This window comes from Pantoea sp. T14 (genome assembly GCF_036663535.1).
Classification (GTDB): domain Bacteria; phylum Pseudomonadota; class Gammaproteobacteria; order Enterobacterales; family Enterobacteriaceae; genus Pantoea; species Pantoea phytostimulans.
Genome location: NZ_JAWUEB010000020.1, coordinates 231,010 through 253,911 on the forward strand (window position 1 = coordinate 231,010; position 22,902 = coordinate 253,911).

Sequence of the window (22,902 nt, forward strand, 5' to 3'; positions counted from 1 at the left end):
AGATGATTGAGATTGATGATCTGCGCATTGCTTTTGGTGCGCACGAGGTGGTGAAAGGCGTAAGTTTTCGCGTAGCCAATGGCGAAAGTTTTGGGCTGGTGGGCGAAAGTGGTTCCGGCAAATCCACCCTTTTGCGGGCGTTGGCCGGGCTGAATCACGACTGGCGCGGTACGATGCGGTTTGGCGAAATGGCATTGAGCGCAAAACGCGGACGCCATTTCTACCAGCAGGTGCAGATGGTGTTTCAGGATCCCTATGGTTCGCTGCATCCGCGCCAAACCATCGACCGTATCCTGCACGAGCCGCTGCTGGTGCATCGGCTGGATCGCGCTGAACAGCGCATCAGCCAGGCGCTGAGTGAAGTTGGTTTAGCGGCGGCGGTGCGTTTTCGTTTTCCGCATCAGCTTTCTGGCGGTCAGCGCCAGCGCGTGGCGATTGCCCGTGCGCTGATTGCTGAACCTGAAGTCCTGCTGCTGGATGAGCCGACGTCAGCGCTCGATGTTTCGGTGCAGGCGGAAATCCTGAATTTGCTCAGTGATCTACGCAGCGAACGCAAACTCACCTACATTATGGTGACGCACAATCTGGCAGTGGTGGCGCATCTCTGTCAGCGCATTGGCGTGATGCAAAACGGTGAGATGGTGGAGCAGCTGAGCGCGGACGATTTGCGCGCCAGGCGCATTCAGCATCCGCATACTGCGCAGCTTTTTGATCTCAGCATGACGCTTGAGGAACCTGCATGACAGTTAACTGGCAACACGCGGCAGACGTCGCGGAACAGATCACCCAAAGCTGGCAACAGCCGGGCGCACCGGGCGGCGCAATCGTACTGTTCGACGCCCATCAGATCCACTCAGCGCACAGCGCGGGCCTGGCCGATTTAGCCCAGCAAACGCCGTTCAGCCCCGACAGCGTGGTGCGCTTTGCTTCAATTACCAAACACATTTTCGCAGCACTGGTTACTGGGCCGGGCCGTCACTATTTATCGCTCGACGATAAGCTGGTGCAGCATTTACCCCAGCTGCGCGGCGCGAACGGTCAGATTACTGTGGGCCAGGCACTCGATATGAGCAGCGGTTTACCCGACGTGCGTGAAACGTTATCGCTGCTGGGTTTGTCGGTTTACAACGCGACTTCAGCCGCAGATCTGCTGCACTTTGTAGCGGAAGAAGGCGAGTTAAATTATTCGCCAGGCAGCGAAATTTCTTATACCAATACCGGTTATCGCCTGGTTGAAGAGGCGTTGAAAGCCAAAGGGGTGCGCTTTCGCGACCTGCTCCAGCAGTATCTCTGCGAACCACTGGAGATTGATCTCACCGCCGCCGAAACCTGGTTTGATATCGTACCGGGTTTGGTGCCAGGTTACTGGCATGATGGTGAGCGCTGGTTGCTTTCCAGCGCTGGCCTGCATCTTTCGGCATCAGGTTGTATCACCGGTAGCCTGCGTCATTTGACGCGCTGGTTGCAAACCTTGCTGGCAGACAGCGGACCAGGCGCGGGCGTGTTGCAGCGACTCAGTGCGCCACGCACCTTGGCAGATGGCCGCACCAGCGGCTACGGCTTGGGGTTAACCAGCAGCATGATCGGCAGCCAGACGCTGTTTGGTCACGGCGGTTCGCACGCGGGTTATAAAAGTTATTTTCTGCTGCACCCGGAATTAAAAATTGGCGTGGCGTTGGTTGCCAATCGTGAGGACATTACAACCTCTGAAAGCGCGATGCGGGTGATGGCGGCGCTGATTAATCGTTCCCTGCCAGAAAAAGGTCATGACTTAACGCCTGGGCTGTATGTGGCAGAAAATCCGGCTGAAGCCGATTGGCTGGAAATCGCTGGCGTGACCGCGACCTGGCTGGGCGCAGGCGAAACGCTGTGGCGCGGCGATGCGCATGGCGATGCCGTGTCGCTTTCCAGCACTTTCCCGCTGCGTTTACGTCATGAAGGGCAGGCAATTGTCGGTGAAATTGGTCACGCGGCACGCCGCTTTGTACCGGTAGAGCCAGATGAAGCCTCGATTACGGCACTACAAGGCCGCTGGTTTGCGCCAGAACAGCGCGCGGAACTGACTGTGGAAGGCAAAGTGTTGATGATGGGAATCGGGCCCGCCGCAATCCCCGCCACGCTGCAATCGCTGGGGCAGGATCGGGTTCTCGCCACCGGTAAGGATGGTCCGTGGCAGAAGCGCTTTGTGATACAGCGCCAGGGCGAGCGTATTCGACTCCAACTCAGCCGCAGCCGCGTGGTCTATTTTCAGCGCTCACCAACCTGAGCCGCAGCAGCGTCGTCTTTTCCAGCGCTCACCGAGGCGAGCCGCAGCAGCGTCCTCTTTTTAGCCTCAGCGCTCACCGAAGCGAGCCAAAATAATTCGTGCTGCAGGAAGGCGGCAAACGGGTTAATCCCCGGGAGCTTACATGAGTAAGTGACCGGGGTTAACCCATGCAGCCAACGCACCTGCAGCGCGAAGTATGAAGGCGCTACGCGATTGCGTTAACTAAACGGCCGATTTTTTCGATATGTACTTCGATGACATCTCCGCTAAACATAAACAGCGGCGGCGTGCGTTTCTTGCCGACACCGCCCGGTGAACCGGTGATGATCACATCGCCAGGTGATAGCGGGCTGAATGCCGAGATATATTCAATAATCTTCGCCACCGGATGCACCATGCTGCTGGTGTTGTCGTTCTGCACTTCCCGATCATTCAGGAAGGTTTTGATTGCCAACTGCTGCGGATCGGGGATTTCATCGGCAGTGGTCATCCACGGCCCGAATCCCCCGGTTTGCGGCCAGTTTTTCCCAGCGGTGAACCAGGTAAACTGCATATCGCGTACTGTCGCATCCATAAAGCAGCTGTAACCGGCGACCACATCTAACGCCTCTGCGGCTTTTACCTGATGCGCAGCTTTACCGATAATCACCGCCAGCTCACCTTCATAATCAAACTCTTGTGTAGTAGCTGGCTTCTGCAAGGGTGAATCGTGGCCGGTCAGCGAATCGGCGAAACGAACAAATAAAGTCGGCGCGTCGAGGGTTTCGGCGAACTCTTTACGCTTATCGGCGTAGTTCATGCCTACGCAGAAGACTTTACCCGGGTTTTCAATCACTGGCAGAAAGCGCAGTGCAGAGAACGGATGATCAGCGGGCATGGCACGAAACGCATCGAGATCGGCCAGCGATGAGCGGGTCAGAAAGCTTTTAAGATCGGGACATTCTGCGCCAAAACGCAGGCCGAGATCGATAACGCCATTTTCCAGCACAATACCAAAACTTTTTCTTTCCTGGTCAGGAAGGTAAAAACTGCAAAGCTGCATTACTGCCTCATTTGTTATATACCCATCACTCTTCAATTCGAATGATTTTGGGTATCGCGTGTTGTGAACGCTGTTTTAAAAACGTGTGCTTAATCAATGCCGTGCAGGGTAACAAAAGCGACGCTAAAAATCGTACAGAGTTCTGCTCATCGGATGACCTAATTTTGCGTCGTCGCCAGATAAGAGAATGCGCTTAACAGGCTGATAATTGTCGCCATGCGGTCAGCCTGATAACCCACCGTCACCGCATCAATCCGCTCTACACCCGGTATCAGGCTGAACAAATCGGCTAATACCGGTTTGCTGGCCTGCAAACGCAGCTGATAAGGCGCGGTGAGCAACGTCGTCGATTTCAGGTCCGCCCGTTTAACGGCATGTTCTGCGGCTTCACGAATTGCGGTTCGGGCCATTTCAGGGCTGAGCGATTCAGCGCTGGTTTGTGAAATGGCACGCTTCACCTGGACATACTCCACTGACGGATAATATTCGCCAATCCACTTTTTCAGACAATCGTCGCCGCTTACCAGCCACAGTGGCGTGCCCTGCTCCGCGCCCGCTGCGGCATAGATGTCGCTTTCACCCATCACCTGGCCGTTGATCTGAATACGCCAAAATGCGCGCCCGTTAATGGTATGCGCCAGCACGCCAAACTCACCCGCCGCGCTGTGATAGCCGATAAACATCATGCCGTCGAAAGCTTGCTGCTCCAGCCCTTCCACCATCGATAAGCCGCGCGGTTTGCCCTGCACCAGCCGGGCGCGCGGATCGATATTTTCAGCACGCAGATTGGTCATTTGCGCGTGGCTGTCGGCCACCACCACTTCCGTTGCACCACCAGCAAACGCGCCAGCAATGGCGGCATTCACCTCTTGTTCCATCAGGCCACGCGCCAACTGATGTTCTGCATGTCCTGGAGAACACTGCTCCGGGCGCATGACGCCAGCGATGCCTTCAATATCGGCAGAGATAAAGATTTTCATTGGTCAGATTCTCCTTGTGCAGCCAGTCGATCCAGCACCTCACGCAAAGCCGGACGATGATGATCGCGAAAACCGGTTACTGCCTCGGCGCTGAGTAACGCATCCAGCACCGCGTGCTCGGTGGCATCTGCGGCGGCGGCCAACAGCGGCTCTAGCGCAGCGTCATCGGGCGGTTGCGGCGTTGCTTGAGTGGAAAACGCGACGGCGATGTCACCGGAACCGTGGCCCCAATAACTGCCAAGTCGCCCCAAACCCGCACCGGCGCGTTTCGCGACGCGCTTAAGCTGACGAGCATCGAGCGGCGCATCGGTTGCCATGATGATGATGATCGAACCGGCATCGCGCTGCGGCGTCAGTTCCGGCAGCAGCGGCGCAATCATCTCGCCCAGGCGAACGCCATCCAGCGTTAACGCGGTTAATGCGCCGAAGTTTGCCAGCACCAAAACACCGAGCGTGGCGTTCAACGTGGGAATGAGCCGCGAGGCGCTGCCGATCCCCCCTTTCAGGCTGAAACAGCTCATGCCACGCCCAGCACCCACGCTGCCACACGCAAAATCTGCATCGGCATTGCTAAGCGCAGAGCGCGCCATCTCTTCCGTGATCGCCAGCGCCTGAATATCATTTAGCCAGCCATCATTGCACTCCAGCGCCAGCGGGTTCACGGTGGGTAAACTGCGGCCTAATTCCGGATTAGCAAGAATCGCCTCACGCACCAGCGTGGTATACAGCGTGCCCACCGCCAGCGTGTTGCTTAGCAAAATTGGGGTTTGCAGCACGCCCAACTCACTGAGCTGCACTAAGCCAACCGGCTTGGCAAAACCGTTAAATACTGCCGCCGCACAGGGCAGCGGCTGGGTAAAAAGATTATCGCCGGGCGGCACAATTGCCGTGACACCGGTCTGCACTTCGCCTGCTGCTATTGTGTGATGCCCGACGCGTACGCCCGGAACATCGGTGATACGATCAGTTGCACCACATTCGCTGCGCGGTTGACCGAGTTGACGTTCGCTGCGCCAGCGCTGCAACAGCAGGTCACGCTGCATCTGTTGAAAATCCATGATTAGCTCTTCAGTTTTGGATCCAGGGTGTCACGCAGGGCATCGCCCAGCAGGTTAAACGCCAGCACGGTGATAAATATCGCCAGCCCCGGAAAGACGCTGACATGCCACAAGCCCGCCATCATCATGCTGCGGCTCATGGCCAGAATATTGCCCCATTCAGGCACGTCTGGCTCCGGGCCAAGGCCAATGAAACTCAGGCCCGCTGCGGTGAGAATACTGGTGCCAATACGCATGGTGAAATAGACGATTACGCTGGAAAGCGTGCCGGGCAAAATGTGGCGTAGCAGGATAATCCGATCTGGCGCACCGGCGCAGCGCACGGCTTCCACATAGGCCGCCTGTTTCAGCGTCAACGTGGAGGCACGCACGATGCGGGCGAAGACCGGCACACTGAACACCGCTACGGCAATGATCACGTTATTCAAGCCGGGACCAAGAATCGCCACCACCGCAATTGCCAATAGCATGCCGGGAAAGGCGAACAATACGTCAGAAGCGCGCATGAGCAGCATATCGACCCAACGTCCGTAATAACCCGCCAGCAGGCCAAGGAAAATCCCCACCAGCATGCCGAGCGTGACAGACACCACGCCGACGTACAGCGAAATGCGCGCACCATAAATAATACGACTTAATACGTCGCGGCCCAGATCATCGGTGCCCATCCAGTGTGTGGCAGACGGCGGCGAAGAGAGCGCCATCCAGTCCGGCTCCATGGGGTTCCACGGGGCTAACCAAGGGGCAAAAATCGCCACCAATACCAGCAGTAGCACAAAGCTGCCCGAAACCAGCGCCAGCGGATTACGCACTAAAGCGTGCAAAAAATCGCGCCACGGCGAGCGGATAGTGTCAGGCACAACAGCAGAAAGCGTTTCGCTCATCTCTGACTCCTATTTCAAACGGATGGCGGGATTAACCACCGCGTAGAGCAGATCGACCAGCAGGTTGATCGCAATAAATTCAAACACAAACAGCATCACCAGCGCCTGGATCACCGGCTGATCTTGCGATTTGATCGACTCGATCAACAGCCAGCCTAAACCCGGCCAGTTGAAGACACTTTCCACCACAATTGATCCACCCAGCAGAAAACCAAACTGCAGACCCAGCATGGTGATCACCGGGATCAGTGCGTTACGCATCACATGTTTCCAGGTGACCAGCCGCTGGCGCAACCCTTTGGCGCGCGCGGTGCGCACGTAATCTTCCTGCGCCACTTCGAGAAAGGCTGAGCGGGTAAAGCGTGCCATGACCGCCGCTACTGAGGAACCCAACGTGATAGCGGGCAGGATAATATCGGCGGGCTTATTGAAGCCGCTAACGGAGAACAGGCCAAACGGCATGGCAACAAACTGTATCAGCAGCAGGCCAAGCCAAAAGGTTGGCATTGAGATGCCGCCAACCGCCACGCTCATTAAAGTCCAGTCTTGCCATTTTCCGCGACGCAGCGCGGCGATCACCCCCAAAATGAGGCCCAGTACGACTGACCAGACAAAACCGGCCAGCGCCAGCCACATAGTTGGCATAAATCCTTGTTTGATCACCTCTAATACCGGTTGCTGGGTACGATAGGTGACGCCCAGGTCGCCACGAAAAATGCCGCCAAGCCAATGAATATATTGCTGTGGTAGCGGATCGTTAAGACCAAGGTGCTGACGTGCTGCTTCGACCGCCTCGATGGGCGCATCGGGTCCCGCATAGATACGTGCCGGATCGCCGGGCAGCAGCTTGATGAAGCCGAAGACCAGCAGTGAGACCACCAACAGCACCGGGATCATCTCCAGCAGTCGACGAATGATGTATGCGAACATGAGGTTCCTTTTTATTGACTCGGTGCTTATTGTCCAGGGACAAGGCGCGGACCCAAGATTGTGCTCGCTGTCCCCCATCCCGGCCTTTCCCCGCCAGCGGGGGAAGGAGACGCTGCCACATGCAACTTCATTACTCGCATATTGCAGCCCCTTCCTCCCCACATGTGGGGGAGGACCGAGGTGGGGGACAAACGACCCCGGACTAAAGAGGACCGAGGTGGGGGACAAACGACCCCGGACTAAAGAGCAACGAGATGGGAGGCAAACAACGCCCTGCCCCAACAAAGCCTTACTTAAACGCCGCTTGGGTAAACAGCAAATTGCCGTCTGGCAGCATCGAGACGCCGCTCAGCGCTTTGGTCTTGCCGACTAAATTGTCCGGCGTACCTAAGAATGCAATCGGTGCATCTTTCCACAGCAGCGTCTGCGCTTCTGCGTAAGAGGCAGCGCGCTTGGTTGGATCGGCTGTCGCTAAACCGCCTGCAATGGCTTTATCCACCGCGGGATTGCTGTAGTAAGAAACGTTATAGGAGGTCGGTACCCAAGATTCAGTGGCGAACAGCGGACGCAACGCCCAGTCTGCATCACCGGTTGAGGTAGACCAGCCGCCGTAATAGAGATCATATTCAGCCTGCTTAGGATCTTTCACACCCCAGAGTTTGGCGTTGCGGGTGCCGGAATCCATTGGCGTTACCGTTACGCGGATGCCCACGGTTGCCAGTTGGGCCTTCAGGAACTGCGCAGCGCGCACGCTGGCTGTGGCATTGGTGCTCCACAATTTCAAGTCCAGTCCGTTCGGGTAGCCCGCCGCTTTCAGCAGCGCCTTGGCTTCGTCAGGCGCATAGCGGTAATTCGGCTCGCCTTGTTTCTGATAAAACTGGACGCCCGCTGGAATCGCCGAGGTCGCTGGCGTTCCCATGCCGGCAAAACCAACTTTCAGCCAGAGATCGCGGTTAATGGCGTAGTTGATCGCCTGACGCACGCGCACATCAGCCAGTGCTTTATGCTGCGTGTTGATCGCCATGTAATAGAGATAAATGCTCGGATCGCGCTGAATCGCCAACTTGCTGTCGCTTTGCACGGTGCCAATTAAATCGGACGGCAGCGGGTAAATCGCATCTACCTGGCCTGACTTCAATGCTGCTACGCGTGTAGCATCTTCTGGGCTAGGCGAGAAAATCACGTTGTCGACTTTCGGCCAGCCTTTATTCCAGTAACCCGTATATTTCGCCATGGTGACTGCTTTGCCCGGCTGCCATGCAACGAATTTGAACGGGCCGGTGCCCACAGGATGCAAACGCAGTTGCGACTCTTCTGGGTATTGCTTGAGAATCGCCGGGCTCCACATCACGGCTGATGGATGCGCCAACGTGTTGATGAAGGCACCAAAGGATTCATTCAGATCGATCTGCACCTTATTCGGTGCCAGCACCGTGACGGTGTTAATCATGCGATACAGGCTGTTGCGTTTCAGCCCTTTGCTCTGATCGGCAAGGCGATCAAGGTTAGCTTTCACCGCCTCAGCATCAAACGGCGTGCCGTCCTGGAAAGTCACGCCATCGCGCAGCGTAATCGTAAATTGAGTCGCGTCTTCATTGCTGGTGTAAGCGGTGGCGAGCCACGGTGTCAGCGTCATTTTGGCGTCGAACTGGAACAAGCGTTCAAAGATGCCGCTCTGCACCGAATAGCTGATGTTATCGGAGGTATCGTGCGGGTCTAGCCCGGTAATGTCGGCATACATGGAGATGCGCAGATCCTGCGCCTGGGCAACATTCGCCAGACACAATGACAGCCCAAGGGCGAGAGACGTACGACGTAATAACGGCTTCATGGTGGCTCCTGGTATTGATGAATTAACGCGGAAAAGCGCCTTCGGCTACCCAATGATGGGGAGCCACCTGGCGATAACGATTTTTCTCTACCGTCTCGCCAACCTTGCGCAGCGGCGAGGGAATTTCGCTGTCATCGAAATGACGCTCAGGACGGTTCAATGGATCGGCAACCGGCACCGAAGCCAGCAGACGTTGGGTATAAGGATGTTGCGGATGGTTGAAAACTGACTGGCGCGGGCCGATCTCGACAATTTGGCCGAGATACATCACCGCCACACGATTGGCAATACGCTCAACCACCGCCATATCATGCGAGATGAAAATCCATGCCACGCCGGTTTGCTGCTGCAAATCCATCATCAAATTGACAACCTGCGCCTGAATCGAGACGTCGAGCGCCGAAACGGCTTCATCAGCAATAATGACTTTGGGTTTGAGCGCCATCGCGCGGGCGATAGCAATACGCTGGCGCTGACCGCCAGAAAACTCATGCGGATAGCGCTGCGCATGTTCCGGCAGTAGACCGACACTTTTCAACAGCGCCTCAACCTGCGGCGTGGCCTCTTCCAGCGACTTCACCACGCCATGTAATAGCAGCGGTTCCGCAATGGTAAAACCCACGGTTAACCGAGGATTGAGCGAGGCATAAGGGTCCTGAAAAACCATTTGAATTTCACGGCGCAGCGGTTGGAATTGCGCCTCTTTCAGGTTGGTAATTTCATTGCCTTGAAAGTGAATGCTCTCGGCATCGCTGTGTAATAAACGCATCAGCGCCCGTCCGGTGGTGGACTTTCCACAACCGCTTTCGCCGACAATCGCCAGGGTTTCGCCTGGCCAGAGCGTGAAGTCGATCTGCTCTACCGCATGAACCTGATGGGTTAGCGCTGAAAAAATACCGCTGCGTATCGGGAAGTACACTTTCAAACCGCGTACATCTAGCAACGGTTTTTCCTCGTAACGGGCGGTGTGTTGGCTGGATGCGGCGGTGGTTTCTGCGCCCAGTAATGGAAAGCGCTGCGGCCATGGCAGCTCACGCATGTCGCCGAGTTTGGGTACTGCCGCCAGCAATGCCTTGGTGTAGTCATGCTGCGGTGCAGTGAAAACCTCTGCGACCGTGCCCTGCTCAACAACGTTGCCGCGATACATCACCACAACGCGATCGGCAACTTCTGCCACTACGCCCATGTCATGGGTGATGAACAACACCGCCATCTGCTTTTGCTGTTGTAAATCACGCAGGATATGCAGAATGCGCGCCTGCACCGTAACGTCGAGCGCGGTGGTCGGTTCGTCGGCAATCAGCAGTTGCGGATCGCACGCCAGCGCCTGCGCAATCATGACGCGCTGGCGCATACCGCCAGACAGCGAATGGGGATAGCTTTTCATTACGCGATCAACATCGGCGATGCGCACCTGACGTAACAGCTCACGCGCCCGTGCATGGGCCTGCGCTTTATCGCACAGCTGATGGTCGCGCAACGCTTCAGTGAGTTGATCGCCCACCCGCAATACCGGATTGAGTGACGTCATCGGCTCCTGAAAAATCATCGCCATTTCACGACCACGCAGCGTTCGCCGCTGTTCATCGCTCAATTTGCTCAGATCATGCTCTTTTCCGGCACGATCGCGGAAAAAAATGGAACCCCGTTCGGTGCGCGCCGAGGCGGCCAGCAATCCCATTATCGCCAGCGAGGTCACGGATTTACCGGAACCACTTTCGCCGACTACAGCAACAATTTCACCGGGATGAATAGCAAAAGAGATGCCCTTGAGCGCCTGATGAACGCCGCTGCGCCCACGAAAGCTGACGCAAAGATCCTGAATGGCGAGTACCGGCGCGGAACGCGTATCGGCAACGCTGGCGGGGGCAGTTAAAAAGGAGGTGTCCGTCATCGTTGCTCCAGAGTGTTACAGCCAGATGCGGCCTTGCGAATAGGTGAGAAACGGCGAACTGTCTGCCGCTAACCAAATGGGGCCGTCGAGATCGACATGCTCTGCATCAATCGCCACCGGCAGCGCGGCTTCCATTGCCAGCGACGAACCCAGCATGCAGCCCACCATCACCCGCATTTCCTGCTTTTTCGCCTCGACAACCATCGCCAGCGCTTCGGTCAAACCACCGCACTTATCGAGCTTGATGTTGATCATTTCATAGCGATTGCGCAGACCTTCAATGTCGGCAACGGTGTGACAGCTTTCGTCAGCGCAGAGAGGAATGGAATGGGTGAAACGTTGTAAATCACCATCCTGACCAGCAGGTAACGGCTGCTCAATCATGGCGATGTTGTAGGGCAGCAAGGCGTTAAACAGGCTTTGCAGATCAAGGCCCGCCCAGGCTTCATTGGCATCAATGATCAGCGTCGCATGGGGCGCAACGGCACGGATTGCCGCCACTTTTTCCAGAATCTCATCACGGTTGAGTTTGATTTTCAGCAGCACGGCACCGCGCGATACCGCATCTGCGGCAGCTTCTGCCATGTTTTCGCGCGTATCCAGACTCAACGTTTCAGCGGTCACAACGGAGACCGGCACCTTGCGGGCCGCCTGCTGCCACAGCGTTTGTTTCGCCAGTGCGGCATCCAGCCGCCATAAAGCGCAGTCCAGCGCGTTACGGGCTGAACCGGCAGCGAGACGGGTTTGCAACGCGTCACGGCTGAGGCCAGCTTCAATATCGGCCTGTAACGCTTCAAGCTGAGCATGCACGCTTTCAGCGGTTTCGCTATAACGCGGCGTTGGCGTACATTCACCGCGCCCGATAAAACCGTTCTGTTCTAACGTGACGCGAATGACCGTTACCGCAGTACGGGTGCCGCGTGAGATGGCAAACGGACGCGCTAAAGGCAACTCCAGCAGCTGAATCTGCATGCGACGCATCTTAGCCCTGCTCCTTCAGCAACGCTGCGATCGCGTCGATACCAAAGCGCACCGGATCGGTCGCAGGAACACCAAACTCAGCACTGACCTGTGCGCAATAGTCGCGGGCTTCTTGTTCAGGGAAATTAGAGGTGTTGATAGCAAAACCGGCGAGTTGGACGTTGTCGCTGGTCACTGCGGCAGCGCGCAGGTTAGCGTCAACGCAATCGGCCACGCTAACCATCGGTTGATGCGGCAAGTGACGCATATGCGGACGGCCCATTTCATGACACATCACCAGCCAATGTGGCTGTGCGCCATGAATCAGCCCCATGCTGACGCCTGCATAAGAAGGATGGAACAGTGAACCCTGACCTTCGACAATATCCCAGTGATCGTCATCGTTAGCTGGCGAAAGCGCCTCTGCTGCACCTGCGATGAAATCGGCAATCACTGCATCAATCGCAATGCCTTCGCCTGCAACCAGAATGCCGGTTTGCCCGGTAGCGCGGAAATCCGCTTTCATTCCGATCTCGCGCATTGCCGCTTCCAGCGCCAGCGAAGTGTACATTTTGCCGACCGAACAATCCGTACCGACCGTTAAGATGCGTTTACCGCTGCGTTTTTTACCGCTGCCAACATCCAATTTTGGCCGCATGTGGCGAATATCGAACAGTTCCACGCCATGCTCTTGTGCCAACGCCACCAGTTCCGGTTCATCAGCCAGGCGATGATGCAAACCGCTGGCAACGTTCATTCCTGCGGTGATCGCCTCGGTTACGGTTGCTAGCCAATGCGTGGGCAAATATCCGCCTGCGTTAGCGGTACCGAGTACCAGTGTTTTCGCGCCGCGCGCTTTCGCTGTCGCGATGTCGAGTTCTTCCAGGCCAAGGCTGACCGTGCAACCCGGCAAACGGATTTCACCAACGCATTGTTCAGGACGCCATACATGAATGCCGCGCGCTGTTTTGGCTGCCAGCGGATCGGTGACATCACCAAGGAAAAGCAAATAAGGTTGAGGGATCAGCATGATGTTTCTCTTTATTCCGTCAGAGTTTAGGGGGCCTGAACGGAATATTTCATGCAGATGACAGCGTGACGAATGCTTGTTTGATGCTGGGGTATAACCTACAGCTATGTGTAGATCGCCTGCTTATGGTTGTAAGTCTGAGGGCGCTTAAAAAGGCGAAAAAGAGGGCGTTACAGCGAAAAAGCGAGAGGAAAAAGTGATAATCACCGGTCGATCCCTGACCGCGATTATCGAGGGTTTCTTGCGGGGTGTTTAGTACATTGCACCCGGCGGTACGTGTTTAAACGTTTCAACGTAAGCGCGGAACACGTACTTAATAATGCGTTTCATGTGTCACCTGTTTCAAAATTTGTTGAAGAAATACGCGAAAAGTATAACTTCCGCGCATTTTACAGGCAATAAATTTTGAAGTAGATCACGTTTTTTGGGTTTTTTGCTTTTTACTCAGTCACGGCTTAAGCGAAGTAACCAAGATGTTGGAACAGAATAGTTGAGCCCACTGCAATCAAGACTAAACCCCCGAGCACTTCGGCCCATTTGCCAAGGATGGGACCGATAAAACGCCCGACCAGTACGCCGGTGGTGGCCATGACGGTGGTAGCCGCGCCGATGGTTAACGCCGTGGTAATAATATTGACCTGCAAAAAAGCCAAACCAACGCCGACCGCCAGCGCATCCAAACTGGTCGCTACGGCTGTGGTGGCCAGCACCATAAACCCGTGCTGCTGTGGCGCTTCGCAAGGTTCTGCGACATTTTGGCGAAAGCCTTCCATCATCATACGGCCACCCAGAAAGGCCAGCAGAATAAAGGCAACCCAATGATCCCACGCCATAATGTAGCGGCTGGCTGCAAGCCCGATTGCCCAGCCAATTAATGGCGTTAAGGCTTCAATCGAACCAAAAATCAGACCGGTACGCAGCGCTTCTTTGAATCCAGGACGATGCAGCGTGGCACCTTTGCCGAGTGCAGCGGCAAAAGCGTCCATGGACATACCTAAGGCAAGAATGAGCGTGGCAATAAAAGTCATGATTTCAGGTATTGCGATGAAAAAAGCCAGAGTTACCGCTGATTTCACCACACATTTTGTTCAGTAATGAAAAAGTGGCCGCAGTCTAGCACGCATTACTAAAGATAAAAAGACAGTAAAATCATGGATTTAAGTATAGCAAAGGCTATAACTTTTAACAGCCGCTATGTTTGACGCTAAGTTGATGGTGTAAAAGCATTTTCTGAGACCTGTCTTAGTGATTTGAGACCGTTTTTTAACGCCCGGTTCGGCATTGTGGGATTGAACCGCAACGTGGATTGCCCGAAAATAGTGGGCTAACCCTTTGAGAAAGTCGCTAATGAATAACCCATTTGAAACAGTCATTATCCCAGGCGGTATTTTATTGCTGGGTTTCCTCTCCGCCCTGCTGCTGCCCGCGCCCGCTTTTGGCATCGCTTTGGCGCAACGCCTGATGGAGATGTTTCATTTCCAGGATCTCAGCCAGCTTTACACCGTGGTTTTTTGCATTTGGTTTTTGCTGCTGGGAACGGTGGAGTTCTTTGTGATTCGTTTTGTCTGGCGCCGCTGGTTTAGGGTTTAAACCTGAGCTTGAAAGCGGCTCTTTCTCTCTGCTGACATAACAAAGCGCGATGGCTGTTTAGGTTTGCAGCCTGTTTGAATACACACAAATATGTAACATAATTTTTACAGAAAGGTGATTCAGATCACGTAACCAAAAAATCGCATAAATTCTCAACTATTTTTTTATTGTTTATAATCATTAAGTTAATTAATCCCTTAAAAACTCAACGGTTTCCTCTGCTGTTTTTTGCTTAAACCCACCTGCAACATATTACTCGGTTAACTTACTGAGTTAATGGTAAAAATACCTTATATCCCGCCGCCTTTGATGATTAATTCTTATGCTGAATCATTTCTGCATTTAAAAAATAAACAAATGTTTAATTCAGATGCGAGAATGTTATATTCCTAAGACAAAGCATAACGTGCAGTTAACCGTTATCACCGCTTTAACCTATACCTGAGTCTTAACCTTAAGAGATAGCGCAACGCGCTCGAACGAAGCGTGTCTATTTCGCCTGCAAACCTGTTGAGCTTCAGGTCAACAGAAGAGGAGATGTCGCCTCATGTGCAATTCAGCTGTAAACCTTGCGCTCGCGATGAGTGCCATTGGCAAGGACACCACCACGCAGGAGCGTAAAGACGTCGATGTTCTGCTTATCGGCGCGGGCGTCATGAGCGCAACCTTAGGCGCATGGCTGCAAGACTTAGAGCCAGACTGGTCAATCGAAATGGTCGAGCGTCTGGATAGCGTGGCTGAAGAGTCGTCGAATGGCTGGAACAATGCGGGCACCGGCCACGCTGCGTTGGCCGAGCTGAACTATACGCCGCAAAAGGCCGACGGCAGTATCGACATCTCTAAAGCGGTGGCGATCAACGAATCCTTCCAGATTTCACGGCAGTTTTGGGCTTATCACGTCCAGAAAGGCAATCTGAAAAACCCTAAAAGCTTTATCCACAGTACGCCGCACATGAGTTTTGTCTGGGGCGAGGATAACGTTTCGTTTCTGCGCAAGCGCTTCAAGGCGTTGCAGAAAAGCACCTTGTTCCGTGGCATGGATTACTCAGAAGATGCTCAGCAGATTGAGGAGTGGATCCCGCTGGTGATGAAAGGCCGCGATCGCAGCCAGAAAGTGGCCGCGACCTGGACCGAAATGGGTACCGACGTTAACTTCGGCGAAGTCACGCGTCAGCTGATTGCAGCGCTGGAGAAAAAGCCTAATTTCCGTCTGCGCCTGCATCAGGAAGTGCGTGATATCAGCCGCCTCGATGATGGTCGCTGGCAGGTCACGCTGCACTGTCTGGCAAGCGGTACGCAGCGCACGCTGACGGCGAAAACGGTGTTTATCGGTGCAGGTGGTGCGGCGCTGCCGCTGCTGCAAAAAGCCGGCATCCCGGAAGCCAGCGGCTATGCAGGTTTTCCGGTCGGCGGTTCTTTCCTGGTCACCGAAAACCCAGAAGTTGTGAAACAGCACATGGCGAAGGTCTATGGCAAAGCCAGCGTTGGCGCACCGCCGATGTCTGTGCCGCACGTTGATACTCGCGTGTTGGATGGTAAGCAAGTGCTGCTGTTCGGGCCGTTTGCGACCTTCTCTACCAAGTTTTTGAAGCAAGGTTCACTGCTGGATATGTTCGCTTCCATGAACAGTTCGAACCTGCTGCCGATGATGCATGTGGGTTTGAAAAGTTTTGACCTGGTGAAATACCTGATGGATCAGGTACTGCAAAGCGATCGCGATCGAATGGATGCGCTGCGCGCGTACGTTCCGCAAGCTAAGCAGGAAGACTGGCGTCTGGTGACAGCGGGCCAACGTGTGCAAATCATCAAGAAAGATGAGAAAGAAGGCGGCGTGCTGCGCCTTGGCACCGAAGTAGTGGCATCGGAAGATGGCTCGATTTCTGCCCTGCTTGGCGCATCACCAGGTGCATCAACCGCCGCACCGATCATGCTGGAGTTGATGCAAAAAGTGTATCCCGAGCAGATGGCATCGCCGGAATGGCAGAACAAAATCCGCACTGTGATCCCATCCTGGGGCCGCAAACTGAATGGTGATGTGGCGCTGACAGAACGCGTACTGGCTGATACCAGCCGTATTTTGCAGCTTGAATACGTCGCGGTCACGCCCATGGCTGCCAACGACGAAGGCCGCGAAACCGCGCACGTTGTTGGAAAGTAACCGGCTAAGCTTTCTTCAAAGGCCTCGCATTGCGAGGCCTTTTTGTTTGCTGCTGGCCTGGTCGACTCACTGATTCTCTATTAGGGTTAGTGGTGTGCTGCACACCATTTGCCCACTGAATCAGGAGGAAATGATATGTCCCAACCGACCGCCGCCGCTGAACTCACCTTGCTGGATCGCTATTGGCGTGCTGCCAATTACCTTTCTGTTGGGCAGATTTACCTGATGGCAAACCCGCTACTGCGTGAGCCGCTGAAACCGGAACACATCAAGCCCCGCCTGCTTGGGCATTGGGGTACTACACCCGGTCTGAATTTTATCTATGCCCATCTCAATCGCATCATCCGCCAGCAGGATCTCAACCTGATTTATATCTGTGGGCCAGGACATGGTGGCCCAGGAATGGTGGCGAATACCTGGTTAGAGGGCAGCTACAGCGAAATTTATCCGCACATTAGTCAGGATGCGGAAGGTATGCAACGGCTATTTAAGCAATTTTCTTTTCCCGGTGGGATTCCAAGCCATGCCGCGCCGGAAACGCCGGGTTCGATAAACGAAGGGGGTGAGCTGGGCTATTCGCTTTCTCACGCGTTCGGCGCGGCTTTTGATAACCCCGATTTAGTGGTGCCTTGTGTGATAGGCGATGGCGAAGCGGAAACCGGGCCGCTGGCGTCAAGCTGGCACGGCATCAAATTCCTTAATCCTGAACGTGACGGCGCGGTGCTACCGATCCTGCATCTCAACGGCTACAAAATTGCTAACCCGACGATTCTTGGGCGCGCCAGCGATGACGATTTGCATCAATTGTTCAGCGGTTATGGCTACGAACCGCTGTTTGTGTCGGGTCATGAACCTGAAAAAATGCATGTGCAGATGGCTGATGCCCTGGATAACGCCTTTGCGAAAATCGCCACTTACCAGCGTGAAGCACGCGAAGGCCATGCCACAGAAGATATTCCGCGCTGGCCAATGATTATTCTGCGCAGCCCTAAAGGTTGGACCGGCCCGCAAACCGTTGATGGCAAAAAAGTAGAAGATTTCTGGCGTGCGCATCAGGTGCCGGTTTCAGGCTGTCGTGAAAATGATGATCACCGCAAAATTCTTGAAGAGTGGATGCGCAGCTATCAGCCAGAAGATCTGTTTGATGAAAACGGTACGCTGAAAGCTGAATTACAGGCGCTGGCACCGCAGGGCGACAAACGCATGGGCGCTTCACCCTTTGCTAATGGCGGCTTACTGCGGCGCGAACTGAATGTGCCAGATATTCGCGAATTTGCTTTTGATACGCAAAAACCCGGCTCACAACAGGCGCAAGCTACCGAGCATCTGGGTCGTTATTTAAGCGCCATCTTTCAGCGAAATAAAGACAATTTCCGTCTGTTTGGCCCAGATGAAACCGCGTCAAATCGCCTGACGCCCGTGTTTGATGTCACCAGTAAAACGTGGCTTGAGGCCGTTAAGCCTTATGACGAACAGCTGGCCCGCGATGGTCGGGTAATGGAAATTCTCAGTGAACATCAGTGTCAGGGTTGGCTGGAAGGTTATTTACTTACGGGCCGCCACGGCTTGTTCAACTGTTATGAAGCGTTTATTCATATCGTCGATTCTATGTTTAATCAGCACGCTAAATGGCTGAAAGTGACGCGCAAGCTGGGCTGGCGTAAACCGATCTCCTCGCTGAATTATCTGCTCTCTTCGCATGTCTGGCGGCAGGACCATAATGGCTACAGTCATCAGGATCCGGGCTTTATCGATCATGTTGCCAACAAGAAAGCTGACATTGTGCGCATCTATTTGCCGCCAGATGCCAACACATTGCTGTGGGTTGGCGATCACTGTTTACGCACCTGGGATCGTATCAACGTGATTGTGGCAGGCAAGCAGCCCGCGGCGCAGTGGCTGGATATGGACAGTGCGATTGCGCACTGCGAAGCGGGCATGGGCGAATGGCGCTGGGCAGGCACCACACCAGAAGGCGAATCGCCCGATGTCGTCATGGCCTGCGCCGGCGATGTGCCGACGCTGGAAACCCTGGCCGCGGTCGATTTACTGCGCGGCTATTTGCCTGATTTGCGTATTCGCGTGGTAAACGTGGTGGATCTTCTTGCACTGCAAACGCAAGATCAGCATCCGCACGGCAAATCCGAAGCAGATTTTGATGCGCTGTTTACGCAAGATAAACCGGTGATTTTTGCGTTCCACGGTTATCCGAGCCTGATTCATCGCCTGACCTATCAGCGTAACAACGACCGCAACTTCCATGTACGCGGTTTTAATGAAGAAGGCACTACCACCACGCCATTTGATATGACAGTGCTTAATGAACTCGATCGTTATCATCTGGCGCAGGAGGCGATTCTGCGCGTGCCGGGCCTTGCCGATAAACACCCCGAGCTGTTGGATGACCTGCAGGAACGCATTGCGGAGCACCATCGTTACGTACGGGAATATGGCGAAGATATCCCGGAAGTGCGCGACTGGTTGTGGCCATCACAGGACGCGCCGGGCGCGCCCGATTAAGCCGCGAATGCATCCACCAGCATCCACGCTGTCGTTGCAACCAGCGACAGCGCCATCAAACTGTTAAACAGGCGGCGCTTCCACTCAATTTGCAGGTGGCTGCGCAGCCGATCACCCAATGCCGCCCAGACTAAAATGCACGGCAAATTAAGCAGCATAAAACCGATCATTACCGTCAGTACGCCGCTGCTGGTGCTGTAAAGCAGCGCGACGTTACTCGCCATCAGCCAGGCTTTAGGGTTAATTGCCTGAAAACAGGCACCGCCTAACAGCGACATCGGCTGCGGCTTAGCCCGCAATTCCGGCGCGCCTGCCCGAAACAGCTTCCACGATAGCCACAGTAAATAGGCACATCCCACCAGCGTTAGCGGCAGGCGAATCGTCGCCATCCAGTGCAGCAAGAGTTCCAGTGCCATGCCCGCAATCGCCGTTTGCACCGCACAACCAATCATAATGCCAAACACCATGGGCAAGGTACGTCGCATACCAAAATTGACACCTGATGTTGCAAGCAACAGGTTATTGGGGCCTGGCGTAATGGACATAACGGTGACATAACTGAAAAAAGAGGGATCGAGCATGATGGCTTTCCGGGTAGTGAACAGAGCTTCATGCTACGGCGATAAAAACAATGGTAACAGAGACACAAAATTACTATTGTGATGGTTACAGTTAAGATTATTTAAAATTGTACCCGTTAATTTTGGAGGCTTCTGTGTCCCTTGCGCCATCAACCGATCAACGCCTTTATCATCAGCTAGCAGATAACTTTGCTGAGGCGATCCATCAAGGTACGCTGAAGCCTGGCAAACGCCTTCCCGCTATTCGTCGGGTAGCCCAATCGCAGCAGGTTAGCGTTAATACTGTACTTAATGCCTGGCAACTGCTGGAAGATCGCGGCTTAATCGAGGCGCGTCCCCAATCAGGATATTATGTCCGAAGCGTATTACCGGCGGTGACGCGCGACGCGCCGCATAAAGCGCGCGTCAGAGATCCCAGCAGTGAAAAACTGGACCTGATCGATAAAGTATTTGCTGCGCAAAATCACCCTGATTACATCAATATTTCGCTGGCTTGCCCGCAAGATAGCGAGCTGTTTCCCTCGGCGCGGATTGGCCGCATTACCGCTTCATTATTACGTCGAAATCCCAACATGATTGGGCGCTATGCGCTTCCGCCTGGTAGTGAGCGCTTACGGGAGGAGATTGCGCGGCGCGCTTTGCATGCCGGGCAATCTTTGACTTCTGATGAGATCACGCTGACGCACGGTTGCATGGAGGCGTTGCAGCTGGCCTTACGTGCGGTAACTCAACCGGGCGACTGTATTGGGCTGGAGTCACCGACTTACTTTTTCCTGTTTCCGCTGCTGGCGTCGCTGGGCCTGAAGGCGCTGGAGATTCCTACCGATCCGCAGCAAGGCTTATCGCTGGATGCGCTGGAAATGCTGCTGCAGGAGAAGCGTATCCAGGCGCTGATTACCATGCCGAGTGCGCAGAATCCGCTGGGTTACTGCATGTCGCTGGAGAATAAGAAGCGGCTTGCGAAGTTAGTGAATACTTACCAGATTCCAATGCTGGAAGATGGCCTGTATGACGAATTGCAGTTTGACTGGCCGCTCTCACCTGCCGTGAAAGCCTTTGATCAGCAGGGTTGGGTGCTTTACTGCACCAGCTTTACCAAAACCGTGGCACCCGATTTTCGCATTGGTTGGATTGCTGCCGGGCGCTTTCATGATGCGGTGGCGCGACTCAAAGCGGTTTCTTCTATGGCTGAGTCGGCGCTGCTGTCTGAAACCCTGGCGGAATTTTTAGCTAACGGCGGTTACGATCATCATCTTCGTACGTTACGACGTCGTTATGCCGCGAATCTGGATGAAGCGCGAGGATTGATTGCGCGTTACTTCCCGCAAGGCACGCGCGCGACGTTGCCGCGCGGTGGTTTTGTATTTTGGGTCGAGCTGCCGGGTGGAGTGAATACTACTGAAATGTTTGATCGCCTGCTGCGCGAGCAAATTTGCGTCACGCCCGGCGCGCTCTACTCTTTGAGTGAACGCTATAACCATGCGTTGCGCCTCTCCTGCTGTTACCCGTTTGATGACCGCTATACCTGGGCTATCAAGCGGGCTGGCGCGGTGGCTTGCGAACTGGCGGGTTTGCCGCCAGGTCAGGATCAAGGCGTACCGTTACGGCCCCAAACGGTGTAGCCGTGGCGTTCGGTCAGCCGTTCGTAATAGGTGCGCACCGCCGGATAATCGGGATGATCCAATGGAGTTTCAAACCAGCGGTTCACCGCCAGGCCAACCGGAATATCAGCCAGCGTAAAGTTACGCCCTGCGACGTAGCGCCCGGTTTTTTTTAGCTGCTGATCAAGGATATTCATGGTGTGCGACCAGCCTTTACACGCGGCAGCCAGCAAGCGTGGATCCTGATGGGCAGGCGAATTGCGCACCAGCGACATAAACGCGTAGCGCCAGGACGTATTAAGCTCGGTGGACTGCCAATCCATCCACTGATCGACAGGCGCACGCGCCTGCGGTTGTGTCGGATAAAGCCATTCGCCGCTGTAAGCGTTGACCAGGTAGCGCAGGATGGCGTTGGATTCCCACAGCACGAAGTCATCATCTTTGAGTACCGGAATCAGCGCATTGGGATTGAGCGCCATGAACTCGGGCGAGTGCAGCGATTTGTTGCTGTCGCCCCACTCTTCGCGTTCGTAATCAAGATCCAATTCTTCACACAGCCATAAAACTTTGCGCACGTTGATTGAGGAAGCGCGTCCAAGAATTTTCAACATAACCAGCTCCACCAGCGAAATCTTTAACTTATTCATAACGCTGTTAACAGTGATAAGCAATCACCAGACAGAAAAAGCCTTTTGCAAACCCTAATCAGCAAGGAGAGACAATGAAGGTCGCGTTTAAGCAAGTAGATGTGTTTACTTCGTCAGCATTTAACGGTAATCCGCTGGCTGTGATCATGGATGCACAGGGATTGAGTGATGAACAGCTGGCCGCGATTGCGCGCTGGACGAATTTGTCAGAAACCACCTTTGTGCTGCCACCACAAGATGCGCAGGCGGATTATCGCGTGCGCATTTTTACCGTTGAAGGCGAGCTGCCATTTGCTGGACATCCCACGCTGGGCACCGCTCATGCGCTGCTTGAAGCGGGTTGGCCGACTAAAACGCCAGGAGAGATTGTACAGGAGTGCGGGGTGGGTAACGTCACGGTGAAAATCGGTGCCGGCGGTGCGCTGGCCTTTGCGGCACCGGCTGCAACCTTAACGCCCTATAACGATGCCTTGATGAGCAGTGCCTTAAACAGCGACGCGTTCGATCATACGCACAGCGCCACGGTGGCAGACATGGGAATCCGCTGGTTGTTGATTCCGATGATCAGCGCCGACGCGGTGTTGGCAATCCAACCTGACGTCAGCGATATGCAGCGCTTGAAGAAACATGCTGGCGTAAATGGCGTGATGGTGTTTGGTCGCCTGCCAGAAGGCGAAGCGGAGCAGTATGAAGTACGCGGATTACTGGTAGAAAACGGCAGCCTGACAGAAGATCCGATCACCGGCAGCGCTAACGCCTGCCTGGCGCGTTACTTTGCCGCGCAAGGCCAAATCAGCGCGTATCGTGTACGTCAGGGCACCGCCATTCAGCGTGCAGGCCGCGTGCAAGTCGATTTCGACGGCGAAAGAATTTGGATTGGTGGTAACACCGTTACGGTTATCGACGGCACGATTCAGTTATAAAAGAAGT

At 54.6% G+C, this 22,902-nt stretch carries 20 protein-coding genes; 7 read left to right on the forward strand and 13 right to left on the reverse strand.

From position 1 onward, the window contains the following. Window positions 1-2 precede the first annotated feature (2 nt). Both SC127_RS09335 and SC127_RS09340 read left to right on the forward strand, forming a co-directional pair. Window positions 3-743 (forward strand): ABC transporter ATP-binding protein, encoded by a 741-nt coding sequence (locus SC127_RS09335; protein ID WP_332626027.1) that lies wholly within the window; start codon window positions 3-5, stop codon window positions 741-743. Further along, on the forward strand, window positions 740-2,266 hold the full coding sequence (locus SC127_RS09340) for a serine hydrolase domain-containing protein (RefSeq protein WP_332626028.1): 1,527 nt from the start codon (window positions 740-742) through the stop codon (window positions 2,264-2,266). Before SC127_RS09335 ends, SC127_RS09340 begins: the two co-directional genes overlap by 4 nt. Before the next feature lie 205 nt (window positions 2,267-2,471). Here SC127_RS09340 and SC127_RS09345 read toward each other — a convergent pair whose 3' ends face one another. The 11 genes from SC127_RS09345 to mntP all read right to left on the reverse strand — a co-directional run bounded on the left by SC127_RS09345 (window position 2,472) and on the right by mntP (window position 13,903). Further along, window positions 2,472-3,308 carry a fumarylacetoacetate hydrolase family protein gene (locus SC127_RS09345; RefSeq protein WP_243079929.1) on the reverse strand — a complete coding sequence of 279 codons (837 nt, stop codon included), beginning with the start codon at window positions 3,306-3,308 and terminating at the stop codon, window positions 2,472-2,474. Between the two features lie 158 nt (window positions 3,309-3,466). Next, window positions 3,467-4,288 (reverse strand): M55 family metallopeptidase, encoded by an 822-nt coding sequence (locus SC127_RS09350; RefSeq protein WP_243079930.1) that lies wholly within the window; start codon window positions 4,286-4,288, stop codon window positions 3,467-3,469. Continuing rightward, window positions 4,285-5,346 (reverse strand): DmpA family aminopeptidase, encoded by a 1,062-nt coding sequence (locus SC127_RS09355; protein ID WP_243079931.1) that lies wholly within the window; start codon window positions 5,344-5,346, stop codon window positions 4,285-4,287. The genes SC127_RS09350 and SC127_RS09355 overlap by 4 nt, the downstream gene beginning before the upstream one ends. A gap of 2 nt (window positions 5,347-5,348) precedes the next feature. Next, the gene (locus SC127_RS09360; RefSeq protein ID WP_332626029.1) at window positions 5,349-6,230 is read right to left on the reverse strand and encodes an ABC transporter permease subunit; all 882 of its coding nucleotides are present in this window, start codon (window positions 6,228-6,230) and stop codon (window positions 5,349-5,351) included. A gap of 9 nt (window positions 6,231-6,239) precedes the next feature. Beyond that, on the reverse strand, window positions 6,240-7,160 hold the full coding sequence (locus SC127_RS09365; protein ID WP_332626030.1) for an ABC transporter permease: 921 nt from the start codon (window positions 7,158-7,160) through the stop codon (window positions 6,240-6,242). A 289-nt stretch (window positions 7,161-7,449) separates the two neighbouring features. Continuing rightward, window positions 7,450-8,991 (reverse strand): glutathione ABC transporter substrate-binding protein, encoded by a 1,542-nt coding sequence (locus tag SC127_RS09370; protein WP_243079933.1) that lies wholly within the window; start codon window positions 8,989-8,991, stop codon window positions 7,450-7,452. Window positions 8,992-9,013: 22 nt separating this feature from the next. Further along, the gene (locus SC127_RS09375) at window positions 9,014-10,885 is read right to left on the reverse strand and encodes an ABC transporter ATP-binding protein (protein ID WP_332626031.1); all 1,872 of its coding nucleotides are present in this window, start codon (window positions 10,883-10,885) and stop codon (window positions 9,014-9,016) included. A 15-nt stretch (window positions 10,886-10,900) separates the two neighbouring features. Next, the gene (gene dgcA, locus SC127_RS09380) at window positions 10,901-11,866 is read right to left on the reverse strand and encodes an N-acetyl-D-Glu racemase DgcA (RefSeq protein ID WP_332626032.1); all 966 of its coding nucleotides are present in this window, start codon (window positions 11,864-11,866) and stop codon (window positions 10,901-10,903) included. A gap of 1 nt (window position 11,867) precedes the next feature. Then, the gene (gene dgcN / locus SC127_RS09385; protein WP_332626033.1) at window positions 11,868-12,875 is read right to left on the reverse strand and encodes an N-acetyltransferase DgcN; all 1,008 of its coding nucleotides are present in this window, start codon (window positions 12,873-12,875) and stop codon (window positions 11,868-11,870) included. Window positions 12,876-13,127: 252 nt separating this feature from the next. After that, on the reverse strand, window positions 13,128-13,205 hold the full coding sequence (gene azuC, locus SC127_RS22575) for a stress response protein AzuC (RefSeq protein ID WP_215848200.1): 78 nt from the start codon (window positions 13,203-13,205) through the stop codon (window positions 13,128-13,130). 125 nt (window positions 13,206-13,330) lie between these two features. Beyond that, window positions 13,331-13,903, reverse strand: coding sequence for a manganese efflux pump MntP (gene mntP / locus SC127_RS09390; RefSeq protein WP_243079937.1), 573 nt, complete (start codon window positions 13,901-13,903; stop codon window positions 13,331-13,333). A 319-nt stretch (window positions 13,904-14,222) separates the two neighbouring features. Here mntP and SC127_RS09395 point away from each other — a divergent pair, with 319 nt between their 5' ends. The 3 genes from SC127_RS09395 (at window position 14,223) to SC127_RS09405 (ending at window position 19,143) form a co-directional block, all read left to right on the forward strand. After that, window positions 14,223-14,465: a DUF1158 domain-containing protein gene (locus SC127_RS09395; protein ID WP_243079938.1), complete on the forward strand. Its 243-nt coding sequence runs from the start codon at window positions 14,223-14,225 to the stop codon at window positions 14,463-14,465. Window positions 14,466-15,012: 547 nt separating this feature from the next. Beyond that, complete coding sequence (mqo, locus tag SC127_RS09400; RefSeq protein ID WP_332626034.1) at window positions 15,013-16,623, forward strand: malate dehydrogenase (quinone); 1,611 nt, start codon at window positions 15,013-15,015, stop codon at window positions 16,621-16,623. 135 nt (window positions 16,624-16,758) lie between these two features. After that, window positions 16,759-19,143 (forward strand): phosphoketolase family protein, encoded by a 2,385-nt coding sequence (locus tag SC127_RS09405; protein WP_332626035.1) that lies wholly within the window; start codon window positions 16,759-16,761, stop codon window positions 19,141-19,143. Here SC127_RS09405 and SC127_RS09410 read toward each other — a convergent pair. Continuing rightward, window positions 19,140-19,724, reverse strand: a complete 585-nt coding sequence (locus SC127_RS09410; RefSeq protein WP_332626036.1) for a LysE family translocator — start codon at window positions 19,722-19,724, stop codon at window positions 19,140-19,142. The two genes, SC127_RS09405 and SC127_RS09410, sit on opposite strands and share 4 nt — an antisense overlap. Before the next feature lie 134 nt (window positions 19,725-19,858). On the opposite strand from SC127_RS09410, the gene SC127_RS09415 reads away from it, so the two are divergent. Beyond that, on the forward strand, window positions 19,859-21,346 hold the full coding sequence (locus tag SC127_RS09415) for an aminotransferase-like domain-containing protein (protein WP_243079940.1): 1,488 nt from the start codon (window positions 19,859-19,861) through the stop codon (window positions 21,344-21,346). On the opposite strand, the gene SC127_RS09420 is transcribed toward SC127_RS09415, so the two are convergent. Then, entirely contained in the window at window positions 21,313-21,936 is a 624-nt protein-coding gene (locus SC127_RS09420; protein ID WP_243079941.1) for a glutathione S-transferase family protein, read from the reverse strand. The genes SC127_RS09415 and SC127_RS09420 overlap by 34 nt on opposite strands. Window positions 21,937-22,046: 110 nt before the next feature. Here SC127_RS09420 and SC127_RS09425 point away from each other — a divergent pair, with 110 nt between their 5' ends. Beyond that, window positions 22,047-22,895 carry a PhzF family phenazine biosynthesis protein gene (locus SC127_RS09425; RefSeq protein WP_332626037.1) on the forward strand — a complete coding sequence of 283 codons (849 nt, stop codon included), beginning with the start codon at window positions 22,047-22,049 and terminating at the stop codon, window positions 22,893-22,895. Window positions 22,896-22,902: the final 7 nt, after the last annotated feature.